1 protein-coding gene is annotated in these 230 nt (G+C 61.7%); it reads right to left on the bottom strand.

Annotated features, from left to right (window positions below):
* Positions 1 to 230, bottom strand: a 230-nt coding sequence (locus FS767_RS22710; protein ID WP_178102794.1) for a membrane dipeptidase, incomplete at both ends; no start/stop codon positions are given.

Below are 230 nucleotides of genomic sequence, written 5' to 3' on the forward strand. Positions count from 1 at the left end.
GCGTAGTCGTCGATGGTCGAGTCGATGCCCTTGGCCAGGAAGGGGGCGAACATGGTCACGCCGACGAAGCCGCCGTGGTCGGCGATGAACTTGAGTTCTTCGTCCGACTTGTTGCGCGGATGCTCCTTCAGGCCGGACGGCAGGCAGTGGGAGTAGCAGACCGGCTTCTTGGATTCGAGGATGACTTCCTCGCTGGTCTTGGAGCCGACGTGGGAGAGGTCGCACATGAT

The organism is Pseudomonas sp. DE0010, assembly GCF_007680745.1.
Lineage (GTDB): Bacteria > Pseudomonadota > Gammaproteobacteria > Pseudomonadales > Pseudomonadaceae > Aquipseudomonas > Aquipseudomonas parafulva_B.